The following is a 17,651-nucleotide window of genomic DNA, read 5'->3' on the forward strand; positions in this document are numbered from 1 at the left end:
CCACAGGCCGCCGCGCCCGCGACCCCGCCCCAGGTGCGCACGATCCGTTCGCTGCGCGTCGAAGGATCGCTGCGCATCGAGCCCGAGACGGTGCTGTCCTATACCAAGCTGCGCGTCGGCGAGCCCTATACCAGCGAGACGGTCGACCAGGCGATCAAGGACCTTTATGCCAGCGACCTGCTGGCCGACGTGTCGATCGAGGGCGTCGAGACGGGCGACCTGATCATCCGCACTCGCGAAAACCCGATCATCAACCGCGTCGTGCTGGAAGGCAACAAGCGGCTGAAGAACGACAAGATCCTGCCCGAGATCAAGCTCGCCCCGCGCCAGATCTTCACGCGCAGCGGCGTGCGGAGCGACGTTGCGCGCATCATCGAGCTCTATCGCCGCCAGGGCCGCTTCGCCGCGTCGGTCGAGCCGCAGATGGTGTCGCTCGACCAGAACCGCGTCGACGTGATCTTCGAGATCAATGAGGGCCCCAAGTCGAAGGTTCGCCAGATCAATATCCTCGGCAACGAGAAATATGACGACGACACGCTGCGCGGCGAGATGGCGACCAAGCAGTCGCGCTGGTTCCGCCTGTTCAGCTCGAACACCAGCTACGACCAGGACCGGCTGGCCTATGACCAGCAGAAGCTGCGCCAGTTCTACCTGACCGAGGGCTATGCCGATTTCCGCGTGATTTCCGCGGTCGCCGAGCTGACCCCGGACAAGGAAGATTTCATCATCACCTATGTCGTCGAGGAAGGCCCGCGCTACAAGTTCGGCGAGGTCACCGTCGACAGCGCGATCCGCGATTTCGACGACGAGGCGCTCGCCAAGACGCTGCCGATCAAACAGGGCGACTGGTACAATGCCAAGCTGGTCGAGGATTCGCTCGACCAGCTGAGCGAATATGCCGGCCTGTTCGGCTATGCCTATGCCGACGTCCGGCCCGAATATAAGCGCGACCGCGAAGCGCTGACGATGACGCTGTCCTTCCAGCTCGCGGAGGCCAACCGGACCTATGTCGAGCGTATCGACATCACCGGCAACACCTTGACCCAGGACAAGGTCATCCGCCGCGAGATGCGGGTGGCCGAGGGCGACGCGTTCAACACGTTCCTGGTCAAGCGTTCGCAGGACCGCATCAACTCGCTCGGCTATTTCCAGGACAAGTTCGAGATCGAGCGCAAGGAAGGGTCGGCCCCGGACCGCGTCGTCCTCGCCGCCAACGTCGAGGAACGGTCGACGGGCGAATTGTCGCTGTCGGCGGGTTTCTCGAGCCTGGAGCGGTTCATCCTCCAGGGCGCGATCCGCCAGCGCAATTTCCGCGGGCGCGGCCAGGACCTGCGCGCCGAGGTCAGCTATTCCTCGTTCCAGAAATCGGCCGAGGTCGGCTTCACCGAACCTTTCCTGTTCGACAAGCCCATCCTGCTCGGCGGCACGATCTTCCGCCGCGACTTCAATTCGTTCAACTTCATCAACAACGATCGCAACACCACGTTCTCGCAGGTGTCGACCGGCTTCTCGATCGTCAGCGGCGTGCCGTTGACCGAGTTCTGGCAGCTGTCGGGCCGTTACACGCTGCAGCAGGACGACGTGACGCTCGACGAGGACCTGTTCTTCACCAACGGGGTGTGCGACCCGCTGCGCGCCGGGCGATTCCTGTGCGACCAGATCGGCAACCGGCTGACGTCGAGCATCACGCTGGCGCTGATCTTCAGCAACCTGAACAGCCGCCTTCGCCCGACGCGGGGGCAGCAGCTGTCGCTGTCCGGCGATTTCGCCGGCCTGGGCGGCGATGTCCGCTATCTGCGCGGCCGGGTCGATTTCGACAAATACTGGTCGTTCGGGCGCGGCTGGGTGCTCTCGGTCGGGGCCGAGGGCGGATATATCAAGTCGTTGCAGGATAGTCCGGGCGAAGGCATCGACCCGGTCCGGATCATCGACCGCTTCTATCTGGGCGAACCGCAGTTCCGCGGCTTCCAGATCCGCGGCGTCGGGCCGCGCGTCCAGCGCCTGTTCTTCTCCGGCATCGATCCGCAGACGGGCGTCCAGGAGCTGTTGACCGGACGTCGTGACCGGACCGACGATCCGCTCGGCGGTCGCGCCTATTATCTCGGCAAGATCGAGCTGGAGCCGCCACTGGGTGCCAGCGTGGCGGAGCTCGGGCTGCGTCCTTCGGTCTTCGTGCAGGTCGGCGCGCTGTTCGGCGTGACCCGCCCGATCCTCCAGGCGCCGCAGGCGACCGACCCGAACGGCGCGCCGCTGTTTATCGGCCGCAATGCCGACGGCACCTTCTCGTCCACGACCGCGGCGACCGACGCGGCCGGCAACGCCAACGCGCCGCAGCTCCAGTTCATCGAGCGTTTCCTGGGGGATTCCCCGCGGCCACGCGTCTCGGTGGGCGTCGGCGTCAACTGGAACTCACCGTTCGGGCCGCTCCGGCTCGACCTTGCCAAGGACATCCTCTCGGTCGAGGGCGATGACCCCAAGCTCTTCACTTTCAACGTAGGGACTGCATTCTAATGCGTATTGCCAAGACTTCTCTTGTTGCCGCGGCGTCGTTCGCCGCGCTTGCCGCCACGCCGGCGATGGCCCAGCGGATTCCCGCGGCCACCGTCGCCGTGGTCGACAGCGAGCGCGTGCTGCGCGACTGCACCGCGTGCCGCGCCGCCAACACCCAGCTCCAGGGCCAGGTGACCTCGCTCCAGCAGCTCGCGCAGCAGCTGAGCACGCCGCTGCAGACCGAGCAGCAGCAGCTTCAGACCGCGATCGACGCCGCCAAGGGCAATCCGGACGCCGCGCTCCAGCAGCGTGTCCAGGCGTTCCAGACGCGCCAGCAGTCCGCGCAGCGCCAGGTCGCCGAGCAGGAAAACACCGTCCAGCGCAACGCCGCCTATGTCCGCCAGCAGATCGTCGAGAAGATGCTGCCGATCGTCCAGCAGGTCGCGCAGCAGCGCGGCGCGCAGATCGCGGTCGATCGCGGCAGCGTGCTGTTTTCCGCACCGACCGTCGACATCACCGACGGCGTGCTGACGACACTCAACCAGCAGCTCGCGAGCGTCAGCGTGACCGCGCCGCCGCCGCCGCAGCGTCCCGCCGCCGGCACCGCGCCCGCCGGCACCCCGGCACCGGCGACGCCGCGGCCCGAGGGTCGGTGAGCGACGCGGCCGACACCCCGACCGCCATCGGCCCGCTCGATATCCGGCGGGTGATGGCGGCGTTGCCGCATCGCTACCCGATGCTGCTGGTCGACCGGGTCGAGGACCTCATCCTCGACCGGTCGATCCGCGCGACCAAGGCGGTGACGATCAACGAGGGATTTTTCCAGGGGCATTTCCCCGACCGGCCGATCATGCCCGGCGTGCTGATCGTCGAGGCGCTGGCGCAGGCGGCCGGCATCCTGGCGGTCGAGAGCCTGGGCCTCGCCGGTTCGGGCAAGCTCGTCTACTTCATGGCGATCGAGCAGGCCAAGTTCCGCAAGCCCGTCGAGCCGGGCGTGCTGCTGACCCTCGACGTCGCCTTTGTCCAGAAGCGCGCCACGGTGTGCAAGTTCGAGGGCCGGGCGCTGCTCGGCGATCAGCTCGCCGCCAGCGCCGCGTTCACCGCAATGATCGCCGACGCGCCGTCGGCGTGAAATTCGGGCTAATCGAGCACACGCCGTCATCGTGGGACCAGAACCTTCCGTCATCCCGGGTCAAGCCCGGGGTGACAGTCTTTCTTGGTGTTCTGCAACCCGCGTGGTTGCAATTCGCAAAGTCGGCGTGTAGTGCGCCGCCTTCCTTGTCCGGCTGGTCGGAAACCAGCCACTGACGGAGCATGACAACGTGAAGAAAGATACCCACCCCGATTATCACATGATCAAGGTGCAGATGACCGACGGCACCGTGTTCGAAACGCGCTCCACCTGGGGCAAGGAAGGCGACACGATGCAGCTCGACATCGACCCGCTGGCGCATCCGGCGTGGACCGGCGGCAACCAGCGCCTGCTCGATTCGGGTGGCCAGGTCGCGCGCTTCAACAAGCGGTTCGGCGGGCTCTCGCTCGGCAAGAAGTAAGGCGGGAAGCGGCCGCCGCGCCACGCGCGGTGCCGCCCCGGCCTTCGGCCTTCACGCAATCGGGACTGGTCGCTCGACCGCGAGGTCGGGCGGGCCACGTCGCGCCAGTCGCTGGCGCCGCCGCTCGGCGAGCACGGGGCCAAGCCGCTCGGCGAAATAGCGGTCGCACCCGATACACGGGTTGGCAAACGCGCGCCCCAGAGGATCCGCCGTCGCGGCGCGTGCGCGGAAGTCGTCGCGCGACCATCCCGACGCCAGCCCCATCCCCTCGGGATCGCCGCGATTGATCGACTGGAGCGCAGCTTCGTCGCGAAGGTCGGCGAGAATGTCGAGCAACCGCTCCTCGGTCAGATTGCCGAGCGGCGCGGCGGTCTTCAGACAGCAGGGATAGAGCGAGCCGTCGGGTTCGATCGCCACTTCCGATCCCGCGCGACCGATGTCGAGGAAGCCCTTGCCCCCCGACCAGCGCGCGCAGAAATTTGTCGTATAGTCCGCCGTGGACAGGCCGTTCAGCCATGCCCGGCCGCGCGGCCAGATCTCACCGATCCACAGGTCGGGTTGCGCCCCGAAGAAGAGGAAGGTCGGCGTGGCGCGCGGCACCGGGCGCGGGTCGCCAGGCGTGATTTCGACCATGCCGTGATGCGTCATCATCGCGCGCAGCCGGTCCATCAGGCGGAACTTTGCCTGACCCGCATGGCCCGCGTGGTGATCGTCGATGCTGGCAACCGCGACCGTGTCGACCCCGCGCGCCAGCATGTCCGCAAGCAGGTCGTCGGTCAGGATGTCGCCCGTCGTCTGGACCGAAATGCGCGGACGTGCCGTGCCCCAGCGATCCGCGATCCCGGCGAGGAGGGGGTGGAACAGCCGCTGGCGCACCCCGTCGATCAGCAGCTCGCCGCCGGCAAGGACGAGCTGGGTCGGGTGCCAGCGCCCGCCCGCGTCACGCCAGCGCATGTCGTCGGGCAGATTGGCGAGAATGCGGGGAATCGCCCGCTCGCCCTGCGCCAAGACCGCATCGAGCGCGCCGCGAACATAGGGGCGGAAGCGGTCGTCATAGCAGTGCCGGCAGCGCCGATGGCAGGCGAAGGTCACCACCCAGTAGATCGATTGCACGCACGCCCCCAATTTGTCGCCCGCCCGACACGCCCGATGCCTTGACGGGACCGGGCGAACTGCTGACGATCCCGCTCAACGAACAAAAGGGCGAACAATGTGGTTCGACTCCCTTACGCAGAAGGTTACAACGGTCGAAGATATACTTTGTGTTGGCCAATCCGCTGGACACCGCTTACACCGTAAAAGGAACAGGGCCGAAGGTTCCATCGTATCGGCACGGGTATTTTTCAAATTCTTGCGTTGATTTGAGGAGAGGGCGTTGATCAGAAGAATCGCGATCCTAGGACTGATCGGCGTACTGGTCGTCGCGTTTTTCTACTTCGATATCGGTAGCTTGCTGACTCTCGAAAGCCTGAAACGCAGCCAGTCGGAGTTTGCGGGCTATTACGAGCGGTCGCCGCTGACCGTGATCGCGGTCTTTTTCCTGGTCTATGTCGCGGTGACCGGCGCGTCGCTGCCGGGCGCGGCGATCCTGACGCTGGCGGCCGGCGCCCTGTTCGGACTCGTGCTCGGCACGGTCATCGTCTCGTTCGCATCGTCGATCGGTGCCACGCTCGCCTTCCTGGCGTCGCGCTACCTGTTCCGCGACCTGGTGCGCGCGCGCTTCGGCGACCGGCTGCGCGCCATCGATGCGGGCGTCGCGCGCGACGGGGCATTCTATCTGTTCACGCTGCGGCTGGTGCCGGCATTCCCGTTTTTCCTCGTCAACCTGCTGATGGGCCTGACCACGATCCGGGTCGGGACCTTCTATCTGGTCAGCCAGGCCGGGATGTTCGCGGGCACGGCGGTGTTCGTGAATGCCGGCACACAGCTGGCCGCCATCGAGTCGCTCGCAGGGATCGCGTCGCCGGGGTTGATCGCGTCGTTCGTCGCGCTGGGCATCTTTCCGTGGATCGCGCGCGGCATGGTCGGTTGGATCAAGGCGCGGCAGGTCTATGCCAAATGGCAACGCCCGCGACGGTTCGACCGCAATCTGGTGGTGATCGGTGCGGGGGCGGGCGGGCTCGTCTCCGCCTATATCGCGGCGGCTGTAAAGGCGAAGGTGACGCTGGTCGAGGCGCACAAGATGGGCGGCGACTGCCTCAACTATGGCTGCGTGCCGTCAAAGGCGCTGATCCGCAGCGCCAAGACCGCGCACCAGATGCGTAGCGCCAGCCATTACGGCCTGACCGACACGCCGCCGATCGTCCCCTTTCCCGCGGTGATGGCGCGCATCCAGCAGGTGATCCGCGACATCGAGCCGCACGACAGCGTCGAACGCTATACCGGGCTGGGGGTCGAGGTGATCCAGGGCTATGCGACGATCGTCGATCCCTGGACCGTCGCGATCAAGCGCAACGACGGCGGCGAGGAACGGCTGACCACGCGCGGCATCGTCATCGCGACCGGCGGCACCCCGTTCGTCCCGCCGATCCCGGGGCTGGAAGACGTGAGCTACGTCACCAGCGACACGATGTGGGACCGTTTCGCCGAACTCAGCGAGATGCCGGCGCGGATCGTCGTGCTCGGCGGCGGGCCGATCGGGTGCGAGCTGACCCAGAGCTTTGCGCGGCTGGGCGCACAGGTGACGCAGGTGGAGATGGCCCCGCGGCTGATGACGCGCGAGGACCCCGACGTGTCGGAACTGGTCGAAACGCGGTTCCGGGCCGAGGGCGTCGATGTCCGCACCGGCAGCCGGGCGGTCCGGTGCGAGCGGCGCGGCGACGGCACGCAATGGCTGATCGTCGAGCGCGACGGCGCGACCGAGGAAATCGCGTTCGACCAGTTGATCGTCGCGGTCGGGCGCGTCGCCCGGCTGACCGGCTATGGCCTGGAGGCGCTGGGAATCGAGACCGGGCGGACCGTGATCACCAACGAATATCTCCAGACGCTCTATCCCAACATCTACGCCGCCGGCGATGTCGCCGGGCCGTACCAGTTCACCCATGTCGCCGCGCATCAGGCCTGGTATGCGGCGGTCAATTCGCTGTTCGGCCAGTTCCGCCGCTACAAGGCGGATTACCGGGTCATTCCGTGGGTGACCTTTACCGACCCCGAAGTCGCACGCGTCGGCTTGAGTGAAAGCGATGCACACGAAAAGGGCGTGGCGCACGAGGTCACCCGGTTCGAGCTGCACGAACTGGACCGTGCGATCGCCGACGGGGCGACGCACGGCTTCGTCAAGGTGCTGACCCCGCCGGGCAAGGACCGGATTCTCGGCGTGACCATCGTCGGCGACCATGCCGGCGAGATCATCGCCGAATATGTGCTGGCGATGAAGCACGGCATCGGCCTCAACAAGCTGCTCGGCACGATCCACAGCTATCCGACGATGGCCGAGGCCAACAAATATGTCGCGGGGGAATGGAAGCGCGCGCACGCACCGCAGGGCGTGCTGCGCTGGCTGGAACGCTATCATGGCTGGATGAGAGGATGACGACGATGCGCCGGTTGCTGTTGGTCCTGTTGATGCTGTTCGCGCCCGCCGCCGCGCAGGCGCAGGGGTTCGACCATGGCGGATGGGACGCGCTGGTGAAGCGGCACGTGGTCGTCGTCCGCGGCGGCGCGTCGTCGCAGGTCCGCTATGACGGCATGGCGCGCGACCGCGCCGCGCTGAAGGGCTATCTGGCCTCGGCGGCGAAGGTCAGCCGCGCGACCTTTGACGGCTGGTCCAAGCCCGATCAGCTCGCTTTCCTGATCAACGTCTATAACGCCGCGACGGTCGATCTGGTGCTGACCGGCTATCCGGGCATCGCGTCGATCCGCGATCTGGGCAGCCTGATCCAGGGCCCGTGGTCGAAGCCCGTCGTCAGTCTGTTCGGCAAGATGGTCACGCTGGACAATATCGAGCATGACATGATCCGCGGCAGCGGGCGTTACAACGATCCGCGCATCCACTTTGCGGTCAATTGCGCGAGCATCGGCTGTCCGGCGCTGGCGACCTCCGCCTATCGCGGCGCGACGCTCAACTCGCAGCTGGAGGCGGCGACGCGCGCCTTTCTGGGCGACCGGACGCGCAACCGTGTGCAGGGCAACGGGGTCGCGGTGTCGAGCATCTTCAAATGGTATCGCGGCGATTTCGAGAAGGGCTGGCGCGGCGCGCGCAGCCTGCCGGCGTTCCTGGCGCTTTATGGCGACCGGATCGGGCTGAGCCCCGCCGCGACCGCGCAGGCCAAAGCCGGCAAGCTGAGCATCAGCTATCTCGATTACGACTGGCGGCTGAACAAGGCAGGCTGAGCGCGGCCGCGTCCATCAGTCGCGCCGCACCGTAGCTGCCCCGCGTCCGGCTTCCATCGGAAAGACCTTCCTTGCGCATCGCAACCATCCGTTCCCGTCTACGCCGACCGTCGCTCGCGATCCTCATGCTGGGCGCGATCGCGGCCGGCGCAGGGCCGGCGACCGATGCGGACGATTTCGGCCGGTTCGACATGGGCAGCGCGGGCTGGTCGGTCGTGGCGATCGACAAGCGGGTGCCGAAGACCGAATATCGGCTGGTGCGTGAGCGCGGCATCGCGGCCATCGCCGCGCGCGCGGTGCGCAGCCAGGCGCTGTTCGCGCGCGAGGTCGACTTCGCGCTCGACGCGACGCCGGTCCTGTGCTGGCGCTGGCGCGTGGCGGGCGTGATCGAGGCCGCCGACATCCGCAGCCGGAAGGGCGATGATCAGGCGGCACGGATCTTCGTCGGCATCGACCTGCCGCGCGACGCGATGTCGGCGGGCACGCGGATGAAGCTGGCGATCGGCCGCGCGCGCTTTGGCAAGCTGCTGCCCGACGGGGCGCTCAACTATGTCTGGGACAACAAGGCCCCGGTCGGAACGGTGGTGCCCAATGCCTATACCGACCGCGCGCGCATGTTCGTGCTGCAGTCGGGCAATCTGCGCGCGGGGCAATGGGTCAGCGAGCGGCGCGACGTCGCCGCCGACCTGAAGCGCGCGTTCGGCACCGACATGGGCCGGATCGCGCTGATCGCGGTGGCGACGGATACCGACAATACCGGGGCGACGGCCGAGGCCGCCTTTGCCGACCTCCACCTCGTCAAGCGGGGTCAGCCGTGCCGGTTCTGACGCGACGGGCCGGATGACCGGCGGGGCGGATCGATCGAGATGGGAAGAAGGGGGGACATGTTGAACCACAACAGCTACCGGCGCGGACTGATGATCGCGGCGTGCATCGGCGTCGCGACCCCCGTCACCGCGATCGCGCAACAGGCGGGAATCCAGATCACGGTGCTGCGCGACGATGGCGGCGCACCCGTCGCGGGCGCACAGGTGACGGTAGAAAATCCCGATATCGGCCAGTCGCGGGTGGTCACCACCGATGCCAATGGCCGCGCGCGCATCGACGGCATCACCACCGCCGGACGCTATCGGGTCACGGTCGCGGCGGGCGACGACCACGGTCCGATCGCGGTCGACGGGGTCGAACTGCGTTCGGGCGACATCCGCGCGGTCACGCTGGCGGTCGGTCCGGGGGAGGGGGACGTGATCGTCACCGGCCGCCGCGCGGTCACCAACATCAACACCGTCAATGCCGAGATCGCGGGCACGTTGCCCGAGGAAACGCTGCGCGCACTGCCGATCGAGGGGCGCGACGTGATCACCGCGCTGGTGCGGCTACCCAATGTCGTGCCGTCGACGGGCTTTTTTCCCGAAGCCCCGGTGATCTCGATCAACGGCGCCAATGGCCTGTTCACCAATTACCTGATCGACGGGCTCGACAATAACGAGAATTTCCTGGGCGGGCCGAAATTCCCGGTGCCGCTGGGCTTCACCCGCGAGGTGACCGTGCTGGCCAACAGCTATTCGGTCGCATATGGGCGCACCGCCAATGGCGTGGTGAACTATACCTCGCCATCTGGCAGCAACGACCTGCACGGCGAGACCTATCTGCTCGTGCGTCCCGGTAGGCCGCTCGACGCGCGGTCGGCCTTTCCGCGCCGCGACCTGACGGGCAATCCGGTGGGCGAGAGCTTCGAACGCTATCAGGGCGGCGGTGCGATCGGCGGCGCGCTGCAGCGCGACCGGACCTTCTTCTACGTCAATTTCGAATATACCCGCGACACCAACACCAATATCGTCGATGCGCCGGTACTGGGCACGGTCGGCAACGTCACTGGGAACAACCGCTTCCTTCTCGGCTCTTTCCGCATCGACCACCGGCTGACCGAGGACTGGAACGTCGCGCTGCGGGGGAATTTCGGTCGCGTGTCGATCGAGCGGCCTGGGGGATCGCTGGGCGGCGGCAACGTCACCTTTCCCTCGGCGGGATCGAGCGAGGAGCGCAATTCGACGCTGGTCGCGCTGTCGGCGGCCTATGCCGGCGACGTGTGGAGCTATGACGGCGCGCTGCAATACAGCCGCTTTCGCTGGGATTATGGCCGGCCGGTCAACGGCGCGGGGCCGCAGGTGGCGATCCGCGACCAGAGCGGGCTGACCATCGGCGTGGTCGGGCACCCCGGTTTCGTCTTCGACGACCTGGAGGAAACATGGCAGACGCGCCATCGCCTGCAGCGCCGGTTGGGCGACCACCGGGTGTCGGCGGGGATCGACGTCATCCATTCGGACTTCGCGCTGCTGGGCGGCGGCAATGTCGACGGCAATTTCACCGTCGAGCTGACCCCCGCGCAGATCGCGGCGCTCAACGCGCGCGGGCTGGGCCTCGACCTCGCCGCTGCCGACGTGCTCAATCTGAACCCGCGCGTCATCGACTATTCGGTCGAATTGCGGCCGCAGACCTTTGGCACCGGCCAGACGCTGTTCGCCGCCTATGTCGAGGATGAATGGCAGATCGGGCCGAAGCTGACCGCGACGCTGGGACTGCGCTGGGACTATGACAGCCTGACCGAACAGGGCGGGGGCGGCGCGGATTTCGACAATGTCGCGCCGCGCCTGGCGCTCAATTACAAGCTCGATGCGCGATCGGCGCTGCGTTTCGGGGCGGGACTGTTCACCGGCAAAATCCCCTACACGATCATTTCCGACGCGCTTCAGCGCAACACGACCGCCGCCGCGCTGCGCGGCCAGCTTGGCCAGTTGCAGCAGCGCGGGATCATCCGCGGCGGCGTCGATCTGGCCGCGCTGACCTTTGACGGCAACCTGACCGTCTCGCCCGCTTGTGCGACGGTCAGCGCCTGTCCGCCACCGCAAGCGGTGCAGGGGCTGCGCGACACCGCGCTAATCAACGAAGCGCGCATCCTGAACCCCAATGGCTATGACAATCCCTATGCGCTGCAGCTGAGCGGCGGCTATCAGTTCCAGGCGTCGGCCAAGCTGTCGATCGCGGTCGATCTGATCTACAACCGCTCCTATGATCTGGTGCGGCTGCGCGACCTGAACGCGCCCGCGCCGTTCACGCCCAATCTTGCGGCGCTGACCGAGGCCAATATCGCGCGGCTGCGCGCATTGCCCGACAATGCCGCGCGGATCGCGCTGGCGAGCCAGCTGGGGCTGGTGCGCACCCAGGCTGTGGCCGATGCCAGCCGGCCGGTGGCGCTGGTGCCCGGTGGCGCACGCCAGATCACCGTCACCGAGAGCGGCGGGCGGTCGACCTATCGGGCGCTCAACCTTCAGGTGAACAAGGTGCGCGGCGGCGACTTCTATGACTTCCGGCTGTCCTACACCTTGTCGCGGCTGACCAACGACACCGACGACCTGAATTTCCGCGCGTCGAACAGCAATGACTTCGCCGCCGATTTCGGCCCGTCGGCCAACGACCGCCGCCATGTCGTCTCGGCATTCGGATCGCTCTATCCCGTCGACGGGCTGACGCTGACCGCCGCCGGGCTGTTCCAGTCGGGCCAGCCGGTCAATTTCATCCCCGACGCCGGCATTTTCGGGACGCAGGACCTGAACGGTGACGGCCAGTCGTTCGGCGAGGCGTTTGTCGGCAATTCGGACCGCTATCCGGGTGTCGGGCGCAACAGCGGGCGGCTGCCCTGGTCGACGCAGGTCGATATCGGCGCGCGCTATGCGCTCGATATCGGGCGCGGCGCGATCGAGTTCAGCGCGGACATCTTCAACCTGTTCAACGCCAACAATCGCTCCGGCTTTGCCAATGCAGCGAGCACGTCCAACCAGGTTCAGTTCGGCGGCGGCGCGCCGTTCGTGCAGCGCAATGCCGGGCCGCCGCGCCAGTTCCAGTTCGGTGCGGCGTGGAAGTTCTGATAGGCCGGCCGCATGCTTGACGGGGTGGCGCAGTTTCGGGGGCTGATCGGCATCGCGCTGCTGCTCGGCCTCGCCTGGGCGCTGTCGGAGGACCGGCGGGCGCGACCCGGCTGGCGATGGATGGCAGGTGCGCTGGCGCTGCAGCTGGTCATCGCCGTCGTGATCGTGCGCGTGCCGCCGGTGTGGGCGGCGATCGGGCTGGCCAACCGCGCGGTCACCGCGATCGAACAGGCAACGCGGGTCGGATCGAGCTACATGTTCGGCTATCTGGGCGGGGCGCCGTTGCCGTTCGAGCTGGCATCGGGGGCCGCGCCACCAGTGATCATCGCGTTCCAGATCCTGCCGCTGGTCATCGTGTTTTCCGCGCTGTCGGCGCTGCTGTGGCACTGGCGCGTCCTGAGCGTCATCGTGCGCGCGCTGTCCTGGGCATTGCAGCGCACGCTGGGCGTCAGCGGCGTGGTCGGGCTGGGGGCGGGGGCGACGGTGTTCCTGGGCGTGGTCGAATCGCCGCTGGTGCTGCGCGGCTATTTCGCCAGGATGCAGCGGTCGGAGCTGTTCGCGGTGATGGTGCTGACGATGGCGACGATTTCCGGCGCGATCCTGGTGCTCTATGCGCAGACGCTGGCGAAGACGGTGCCCGATGCGGTCGGCCACATGATCGCCGCCTCGCTCATCTCGCTGCCCGCCGCATTGCTGGTCGCGCGGCTGATGGTGCCGGGCGGCGGCGACACGGCGGAGGACAGGGACGCGCCGGTGCTGCGCTATGACAGCAGCCTGGACGCGGTGATCCGCGGCACGATGGACGGGTTGCAGCTGTTCCTGGCGGTGATCGCGGTGATCATCACGGTGTTCGCGCTGGTCGCCCTGGTCGACCAGATGCTGGCCGCGCTGCCGCTGGTCGAGGGCGCGCCGGTGACATTGCGCCGGGCATTGGGCTGGCTATTCGCGCCGGTGATGTGGCTGCTGGGCGTGCCTTGGGAGCAGGCGGGAGCGGCGGGCGGGCTGATGGGGACCAAGGTCATCCTGAACGAATATGTCGCCTATCTCGATCTGGCCGCGCTGCCCGCCGATACGCTTGATCCGCGCAGCACGCTGATCGTCACCTATGCGCTGTGCGGCGTCGCCAATCTGGCGAGCATCGGCCTGCTGGTGTCGACCATCGCGACCTTGTGCCCGGAGCGGCGCGCCGAGGTGTCGGCGCTGGGCTTTCGATCGTGGATCGCGGGCAATTGTGCATCGGCGATGACCGGCGCGGTCATCGGCCTGGTCCATTTCGGCTAAGGTCGCGCGATGTTCGACGCGCGCCTGCGCCCGCTGATCGATCCGCCGCTCAACGCGATCGGGCGCGGGCTGGCACGCGCGGGCGTGAGCGCCAACATGGTGACCATCGCGGGGCTCGCGGTCGGGCTGGGCGGCGCGGCGGCGGTTGCGTGGCAGCATTACCTGCTCGCGCTGGCGCTCATCCTGGTCAGCCGGATGCTCGACGGGCTGGACGGCGCGGTAGCGCGGGCCACCGCGAAAAGTGACTTCGGCGGCTATCTCGACATCGTCTGCGACTTTGCCTTCTATGTCGCGGTACCGGTCGGCTTCGGGCTGGCGACGCCCGCCAACCTGCCCTTCGCGCTGGTGCTGGTCGCGACCTTCACCGTCACGGGCATCAGCTTCCTCGCCTTTGCCGTGCTGGCGGCGCAGCGGGGGATCGAGACGACCGCGCACGGCCAGAAGAGCTTTTTCTACAATAGCGGCCTTGCCGAGGGGGCGGAGACGATCGCGACCTTCGCCGCCATGTGCCTGTGGCCAGCGGGGTTCGTATGGCTGGCGAGCGGCTATGCGGTGCTGTGCGTCCTGACCGTCGTGCAGCGCACGATCGCCGCGCATCATTTCCTGAAGCACGCGCCATGAGCGCGCCGCGCATCGTCCTGTTCGCGCGCTGGCCCGAGGCGGGGCAGGCAAAGACCCGGCTGATCCCCGCAATCGGTGCGAAGGCGGCGGCGGCGTTGCACGCGCGGCTGGTCGATCGCACGCTGGCGACGATGCGGCACAGCGGGCTCCGTTTCGAGGTGCATTTCACCGGCGCACCCGCCGAGCAGTTCGCGCAATGGCTGGGCGACGATGTCACGCTGGTCGCGCAGGCGGCGGGCGATCTGGGCCGGCGCATGGCCGCGGTCGCACCGCCCTGCGTCCTGATCGGCGCGGACATTCCGGACCTTGGCGCAGATCACCTGAACGGTGCGGCGGATGCGGTCGCACGGGGGCGGACCGTGATCGGCCCGGCGGCGGACGGGGGCTATTATCTGATCGGGCTGCCCGCATCCGCGCCCGACCTGTTCACCGACATGGCGTGGGGGACGGCGCGGGTGCTGGCGGAAACGCTGGATCGGCTGGCGCGGCGGGGTGTGGCCCCGGTGATGCTGCCGGTGCTGCACGATCTGGACCGGCCGGAGGATCTGGCGCGCTGGCAGGCGCTGGTGCCGCTGGCGGTGCCGTGACCGCGGCGCGCGCGATCATCGCCAGGATGTGCCAGCTTGCCAGCACCACGCCGCGCAGCGTTCCCGACACTTTCGACCGGCCGATGCGGACGCGATAGTCGACCGGCACCTCAAGGCTGCGCAGGCCGTGCTGGGCGGCGCGGATCTGCATCTCGACCGTCCAGCCATAGGTCATCTCTCGCATCCCCAGCCGCCGCAGCGCGTCGGCGCGGATGGCGCGGAACGGTCCCAGATCGGTGTAGCGCACCCCCCAGATCCGCGCGATCAGCCAGCAGGCAAGCGCGTTACCCCAGCGTTGCTGGGGGGTCAGCGCGCCCGCCATCCGCCGCCCGCGCACGCGCGAACCGATCACCATGTCGGCATCGCCCGCACGGATCGGGTCGATCAGCCGCGCCATCTGTTCGGGATAGTCGCTGTGATCGCCGTCGAGGAAGACGAGGATGTCGGCGCCGAGCCGACCGGCCTGCGCGATGCCGGCGCAGCAGGCGCGGCCATAGCCGGCGCGCGGCTCCGTCACCACGACCGCGCCGCCCGCGCGCGCGACGGCAGCGGTGCCATCGGTCGAGCCATTGTCGGCGACGATGACATGATCGGCACAGCGCGGGATGGCGGCCAGCACATGCGGCAGCGCGGCGGCCTCGTCCCGGGCCGGGATGATGACGACGACGGTCACGCGCGGGCCCGCGTCCGTGCCCGTGCCTCATGCGCCAGCAGCAGCCAGGCCGGGCCGGCCGACAGCGCGGGGGCGAGCCAGAACCATGCAGCCGGATCGGGGCGCAGCTGGACCCAGAAATCGAGATAATAGGCCGGGGCGCACGCCATCAGCGCGATCAGGCTGGCGCGCGGCTGGACGGTGGCGACCGGAACCAGCCACAGCGCGTACCAGGGATAGCCGGTCGGCCCGAGCAGCAGCAGCAGCAGGATGGCGGTGCCGGTGGCATGGATGCGCGCCAGCGGCTCAGCCGGGACGCGAAGCCAGACATGCGCGACATAGCCGGTCAGCAGCGCGGCGACGGCGAGCCGGACGGCCGCCCCGGGATCGGCGACCCACCCCTGGAGCAGCGCAACCGCGGCGGGGAAGGCGAGCGCGTTGCGCTGCCAGTCGGCGCTGTAGCGCGCGAGCCCGGAGTCGTCGGTCGCGACCGCGAGTTGCGGGGCGACGAGGAGCAGGGCGGCGGCGGCGATCGCGATGCCCGTCGCGATCGCGCGACGATCGCGGCGCAGCATCAGCGGCGCGACGAGCAGCGGCCACAGCTTGACCGCCGCCGCACCGGCGAGCGCGGCGGCCATGCGCCGGGTCCGCCCCGCGGCGAGCATCCACAGCGCGGCGGCGAGGAAGGGCAGCAGCAGCGCATCCATATGCGCGCTGTTCGCCAGTTCCTTGAGCGCGAGCGGGTGCCACCAATAGATTGCGAGCCATTGCGGCGGCCGTTTCAGGCTGGCCAGCGCGCCGAGCAGGAGCCCGGCAGTTGCCAGTTCGGCGATCAGCACAACGATCTTCCACCCGGTCAGCCGCCAGGGCGTCAGCCAGTGGCCGAGCGCGAAGCCGATCTGGGCGAGCGGGGGATAGATGGTCGCGATGTGCGGGTTGTTGATCCGCAACAGAATGTCGTGCCCGTCGCGCGCCAGCGTTTCATGGCCCGGCGGCGGCGGGGTCGGACGCAGACCCGCCTGCGCCAGCAATCGCTCGGCGAGCGGTGACGTCACGAACCGCGCGGGCGGATGGCGATAGGGATCGCCGCCGTTCGCCACCACGGCACCGTCCCATTGATAGCGGTAGAAATCGTCCTCCAGAATGGGGATGCTGGGGATCAGGGCCAGGCGCGCGACCAGGCCGACCGCCAGGATGAACGCGACCGACCGGGCGGGCGTTGGATGGCCTTGCGGCGTCTCCCTGGAAAGAACGGCGATGAACCCGGCGAACAACAGGCCAGTGAGCGCGAATGCGGCGGTGAAGGCGAGCACCGGGCGTTCGCCCAGCGGGATGTCCCAGGCGAAGTGCGGCGCGATGCCGATCAGCAGCACCGCGGTGCCGAGCGGGACAAGCGCGCCGGCGCGAACCGCGGTTGGCGTCAGGAACCGGCTCCGCCGCCGGCACCTGCGGTCGGGCGGAACCCGCCGTGCAGATCCTGGTCCGCGAAGCTGCGCTCGGCGAAGGCATTGAGGGTCAGCCGGTTGTCGGGTGCCAGCCGGGTCGCTGCGCCCAGCTTTGCCCCAAGCTTGTTGTCGGCGAGCGACCGCAAATGCATGAGCAGCGCGGCGTCGTCGCCGCCCAGGTGCGCGCGGCGATCGAGCACGAAGCGCGGGATCGTCGCGGCGTCGGCCTTGGTCCGAACGACGCCGGAGCGGTTGATGAAGCCGCGCGCCGCCGCCGCGAGATCGGCATCGAGCGTCGCGCCGCGATAGGCCTGGCGCGGAAAGGCAGGCGCTTCGCGTACCGGCAACGGAAGGCCGTAGACGATGTGGGGGTGCCCCGCGGCGCGGGCCAGCACGATCGCGTCGATGTCGGCGATCGAGAGGTCGACGCCGGCCACGTTCGCCATGCGGGCGGTCAGGAACGCGTTGCCGGGTTCGAGCCACTGGGCGGGCTTGGCCGACGGAAACTGCTGGGCGGTCGCCTTGATCAGCAGCAGCGTGCGAAAGTTGAGCCAATAAGCCAGCTGCTCATTGGCGTTCAGACCCCGCGGGTCGATACCGCTGAACGCCGAAACGAGCTGGTCGATGACTCGTTCGCCGTCGCCCTTCAGCGCGCTGTAGCGCACCGTCGTGGAGCTGCCCTCGTCAACGACGATCGCGTTCAGCACGTCGTCGACGACCTTGTAATTGATCGGTGCGCTTGTGGCGGGGGCAGGGGCGACGAA

At 68.1% G+C, this 17,651-nt stretch carries 14 protein-coding genes and 1 pseudogene; 11 read left to right on the forward strand and 4 right to left on the reverse strand.

All coding sequences use genetic code 11. From position 1 onward, the window contains the following. From bamA to rpmE, 4 genes are all read left to right on the forward strand, one after another. Positions 1-2,511: outer membrane protein assembly factor BamA (gene bamA / locus AX709_RS08370; protein WP_331709706.1), on the forward strand; the 2,511-nt coding region annotated here is incomplete at its 5' end. After that, positions 2,511-3,146, forward strand: a complete 636-nt coding sequence (locus AX709_RS08375) for an OmpH family outer membrane protein (RefSeq protein WP_066480938.1) — start codon at positions 2,511-2,513, stop codon at positions 3,144-3,146. The genes bamA and AX709_RS08375, both read left to right, overlap by 1 nt. Further along, positions 3,143-3,622 carry a 3-hydroxyacyl-ACP dehydratase FabZ gene (gene fabZ, locus AX709_RS08380; protein ID WP_066480936.1) on the forward strand — a complete coding sequence of 160 codons (480 nt, stop codon included), beginning with the start codon at positions 3,143-3,145 and terminating at the stop codon, positions 3,620-3,622. The genes AX709_RS08375 and fabZ overlap by 4 nt, the downstream gene beginning before the upstream one ends. A 190-nt stretch (positions 3,623-3,812) precedes the next feature. Then, positions 3,813-4,043 carry a 50S ribosomal protein L31 gene (gene rpmE / locus AX709_RS08385; RefSeq protein ID WP_066480934.1) on the forward strand — a complete coding sequence of 77 codons (231 nt, stop codon included), beginning with the start codon at positions 3,813-3,815 and terminating at the stop codon, positions 4,041-4,043. A 51-nt stretch (positions 4,044-4,094) separates the two neighbouring features. Here the strand turns inward: rpmE and AX709_RS08390 are convergent, their stop codons facing one another. After that, entirely contained in the window at positions 4,095-5,156 is a 1,062-nt protein-coding gene (locus tag AX709_RS08390) for a radical SAM/SPASM domain-containing protein (protein WP_066480933.1), read from the reverse strand. Positions 5,157-5,418: 262 nt separating this feature from the next. Here AX709_RS08390 and AX709_RS08395 point away from each other — a divergent pair, with 262 nt between their 5' ends. From AX709_RS08395 to AX709_RS08425, 7 genes are all read left to right on the forward strand, one after another. Further along, positions 5,419-7,575: an FAD-dependent oxidoreductase gene (locus AX709_RS08395; RefSeq protein WP_231727463.1), complete on the forward strand. Its 2,157-nt coding sequence runs from the start codon at positions 5,419-5,421 to the stop codon at positions 7,573-7,575. Then, positions 7,572-8,375, forward strand: a complete 804-nt coding sequence (locus tag AX709_RS08400) for a DUF547 domain-containing protein (RefSeq protein ID WP_066548741.1) — start codon at positions 7,572-7,574, stop codon at positions 8,373-8,375. Before AX709_RS08395 ends, AX709_RS08400 begins: the two co-directional genes overlap by 4 nt. A 71-nt stretch (positions 8,376-8,446) precedes the next feature. After that, positions 8,447-9,202 (forward strand): DUF3047 domain-containing protein, encoded by a 756-nt coding sequence (locus tag AX709_RS08405; RefSeq protein WP_156454213.1) that lies wholly within the window; start codon positions 8,447-8,449, stop codon positions 9,200-9,202. A 57-nt stretch (positions 9,203-9,259) separates the two neighbouring features. Further along, positions 9,260-12,301 carry a TonB-dependent receptor domain-containing protein gene (locus tag AX709_RS08410; protein WP_066548746.1) on the forward strand — a complete coding sequence of 1,014 codons (3,042 nt, stop codon included), beginning with the start codon at positions 9,260-9,262 and terminating at the stop codon, positions 12,299-12,301. Between the two features lie 12 nt (positions 12,302-12,313). After that, a complete protein-coding gene (locus AX709_RS08415) occupies positions 12,314-13,582 on the forward strand; it encodes a NupC/NupG family nucleoside CNT transporter (RefSeq protein WP_066548748.1) in 1,269 nt (422 codons plus the stop codon). 9 nt (positions 13,583-13,591) lie between these two features. Next, the gene (locus AX709_RS08420) at positions 13,592-14,203 is read left to right on the forward strand and encodes a CDP-alcohol phosphatidyltransferase family protein (RefSeq protein WP_066548751.1); all 612 of its coding nucleotides are present in this window, start codon (positions 13,592-13,594) and stop codon (positions 14,201-14,203) included. Next, positions 14,200-14,790: a TIGR04282 family arsenosugar biosynthesis glycosyltransferase gene (locus AX709_RS08425; protein ID WP_066548752.1), complete on the forward strand. Its 591-nt coding sequence runs from the start codon at positions 14,200-14,202 to the stop codon at positions 14,788-14,790. Before AX709_RS08420 ends, AX709_RS08425 begins: the two co-directional genes overlap by 4 nt. A gap of 295 nt (positions 14,791-15,085) precedes the next feature. Here AX709_RS08425 and AX709_RS19160 read toward each other — a convergent pair. The 3 genes and pseudogenes from AX709_RS19160 to AX709_RS08440 form a co-directional block, all read right to left on the reverse strand. Further along, positions 15,086-15,463, reverse strand: a pseudogene (locus tag AX709_RS19160) (glycosyltransferase family 2 protein); the annotation flags it as partial. Further along, positions 15,460-16,815 (reverse strand): glycosyltransferase 87 family protein, encoded by a 1,356-nt coding sequence (locus AX709_RS08435; RefSeq protein ID WP_066548756.1) that lies wholly within the window; start codon positions 16,813-16,815, stop codon positions 15,460-15,462. The gene AX709_RS08435 and the pseudogene AX709_RS19160, both read right to left, overlap by 4 nt. Before the next feature lie 47 nt (positions 16,816-16,862). Further along, positions 16,863-17,651, reverse strand: a 789-nt coding sequence (locus AX709_RS08440) for a DUF547 domain-containing protein (protein WP_156454214.1), incomplete at its 5' end; no start/stop codon positions are given.

It is taken from the genome of Sphingomonas sp. CCH15-F11 (genome assembly GCF_001557005.1).
In the GTDB taxonomy this organism is placed as follows: Bacteria; Pseudomonadota; Alphaproteobacteria; order Sphingomonadales; family Sphingomonadaceae; genus Sphingomonas.

Bases quoted from the DNA above. Each gene is read 5' to 3' on its own strand.
- AX709_RS08400 (WP_066548741.1), top strand. From the start codon at position 7,572: ATGACGACGATGCGCCGGTTGCTGTTGGTCCTGTTGATGCTGTTCGCG.
- AX709_RS08420 (WP_066548751.1), top strand. From the start codon at position 13,592: ATGTTCGACGCGCGCCTGCGCCCGCTGATCGATCCGCCGCTCAACGCG.
- AX709_RS08410 (WP_066548746.1), top strand. From the start codon at position 9,260: ATGTTGAACCACAACAGCTACCGGCGCGGACTGATGATCGCGGCGTGC.
- AX709_RS08425 (WP_066548752.1), top strand. From the start codon at position 14,200: ATGAGCGCGCCGCGCATCGTCCTGTTCGCGCGCTGGCCCGAGGCGGGG.
- AX709_RS08375 (WP_066480938.1), top strand. From the start codon at position 2,511: ATGCGTATTGCCAAGACTTCTCTTGTTGCCGCGGCGTCGTTCGCCGCG.
- AX709_RS08415 (WP_066548748.1), top strand. From the start codon at position 12,314: ATGCTTGACGGGGTGGCGCAGTTTCGGGGGCTGATCGGCATCGCGCTG.